Here is a 1819-nt window from a genome sequence, read left to right as displayed (position 1 = left end):
GCAGACTGGATACCGGCAGGGATGCGCTTGCTTGGGCGAAAGAGGCGCAGGAGCGTGGCGCGGGCGAAATTTTACTCACGTCGATGGACTGCGACGGCGTCAAAAACGGCTTTGAGTTAAATTTGACACGGATTTTTAGCGAGCTTGATATCCCCATCATCGCAAGCGGCGGCGCGGGTAAAATGGAGCACTTTAAGGACGCATTTTTGGCGGGCGCAGACGCATGCTTAGCGGCGTCGATTTTTCACTTCAGAGAGATCGAAATTAAGGCGCTAAAAGAATATTTAAGGCGGCAAGGCATCGAGGTAAGGTTGTAGAATTCCAGCCAAATTTAAATTATATAGCCGAAATTTAGCTGCCGAAGCGGCTAAATAGTTAAATTTTATTTTAAAATTTCATACATATTGCAAGCCCTTTGCCAAAACTCCTTAGCTTCAGAATGATTTTGCACGCCGTAATCATATCTGCCTATATCGCATGTTTTTTTATAATATATCATGGCTTTTTGCTTATCGCCGTAGTTTTCATTATACAAGGCGAAGTTATAGCAAGCAGAAAAAACGTTATCGGCATCACAAATTTTTCTATATACTGCAGCGGCTTTTACTTTATCTTGTTTTACGCCAATCCCATATTCATACGCATAAGCAAGCCCAAAGCAATCGCCGTCATTTTTATATTCATTGCATGCTTTTGTATATAGTTCCATCGCTTTTTTGTAGTTTTGTTTCGTTCCGCGTCCATTTTCATACATGAGTCCCAACTGAAAGCAACTACTAAATTTCTCCTTACTATCTTCTTTTGCTTCGCATGCTTTTTTAAAGAATTTTAGGGCCTTATCATAATTCAATTTTACTCCCTCTGCACCGTAGTGATATATTAATCCAGCACCATAGCATTCATTTGTTGTGCCGATACTTGTGCATTTTTTTTCGAGTTCTGTAGCAAAATTATAATCGGTATCTGCAAACACTAAAGACACAAAAGCGACTAAACTTAAAATAATTTTTTTCATTTTTTCTCCTTTAAAAATTTAAATTTCATAGTAATAAAATATAGTATGTTTGTGCTTTTGCTCATTTTTAATTTCTTGCTCTTGTTTTTCTCTTTCTTCTCTTTTATTGGTTACAAAAAATATACAAGAAATGCCAAAAATAGAGATAGCGCTTAAAACGATCAATACCAAAGAACTCAAAGTATTGGCACCAATCCCATTTATAAATAACGTAGTCAAAGCACTCGATAATATTCCCGTAAAGAACGACAACACAAATTTTTCATATTTATCCATACGCTCTCCTTATTTAAATTTTAGTCTCAATAATACCCCTCCCCCCCCCCTGAGAATTTGCTTAAATTTATTTTTAATTTATTCGCTATTTTACCGCGCCGAATTTTAAAATTTAGCCTTAAATTTATTGATATTTGGCTATGATTAGATAAAAATAACAAAGGTGCGATACGCAAATGATAATCTCGGCGGGACGAAACGAAGTATTTCCATTCGCGCTACCTATGGGCGTGGGGCTAATCGATATGAGCATAAATCTGACGGCATTTTTGCAAAAGCGCGCTATGGCAGGCTTTTACGCTAAATATGAGCGCGATTTTGCGGATGAGCGGGCGGCGGATTTAGCGGCTCTGGCGCCTTTTGCGACGCACTCGCAAGCGGACAATGAGCTAAATTTAGCAAATCCATCCGCCTCGAGAAAGGCGAATTTATCTCAAAATCCCGATAAAATTTTAAATGCATTGCCGAGCGAGATCATTTTCGTGGGTTCTGCAGGGCTATATAAAGAAGGTGAAATTCTAAAAATTT

At 38.4% G+C, this 1819-nt stretch carries 3 protein-coding genes and 1 pseudogene; 2 read left to right on the top strand and 2 right to left on the bottom strand.

Going from position 1 to position 1819, the window contains the following annotated elements; all coding sequences use genetic code 11:
- A partial coding sequence (locus Q0238_RS08245; RefSeq protein WP_297944951.1) for a HisA/HisF-related TIM barrel protein occupies positions 1–317 on the top strand: 317 nt, incomplete at its 5' end.
- A 65-nt stretch (positions 318–382) separates the two neighbouring features.
- Here the strand turns inward: Q0238_RS08245 and Q0238_RS08240 are convergent.
- Entirely contained in the window at positions 383–1015 is a 633-nt protein-coding gene (locus Q0238_RS08240) for a tetratricopeptide repeat protein (protein ID WP_297879772.1), read from the bottom strand.
- 18 nt (positions 1016–1033) lie between these two features.
- Positions 1034–1291, bottom strand: coding sequence for a hypothetical protein (locus tag Q0238_RS08235; protein ID WP_297879771.1), 258 nt, complete (start codon positions 1289–1291; stop codon positions 1034–1036).
- A 176-nt stretch (positions 1292–1467) separates the two neighbouring features.
- On the opposite strand from Q0238_RS08235, the pseudogene Q0238_RS08230 reads away from it, so the two are divergent.
- Positions 1468–1819, top strand: a pseudogene (locus tag Q0238_RS08230) (purine-nucleoside phosphorylase); the annotation flags it as partial.

It is taken from the genome of uncultured Campylobacter sp. (genome assembly GCF_938045775.1).
Classification (GTDB): Bacteria; Campylobacterota; Campylobacteria; order Campylobacterales; family Campylobacteraceae; genus Campylobacter_B.
This window is presented reverse-complemented; position numbering and strand designations above follow the sequence as displayed.

Coding starts and splice junctions, on each gene's coding strand:
- Q0238_RS08240 (WP_297879772.1), bottom strand. CDS start 1,015: ATGAAAAAAATTATTTTAAGTTTAGTCGCTTTTGTGTCTTTAGTGTTT.
- Q0238_RS08235 (WP_297879771.1), bottom strand. CDS start 1,291: ATGGATAAATATGAAAAATTTGTGTTGTCGTTCTTTACGGGAATATTA.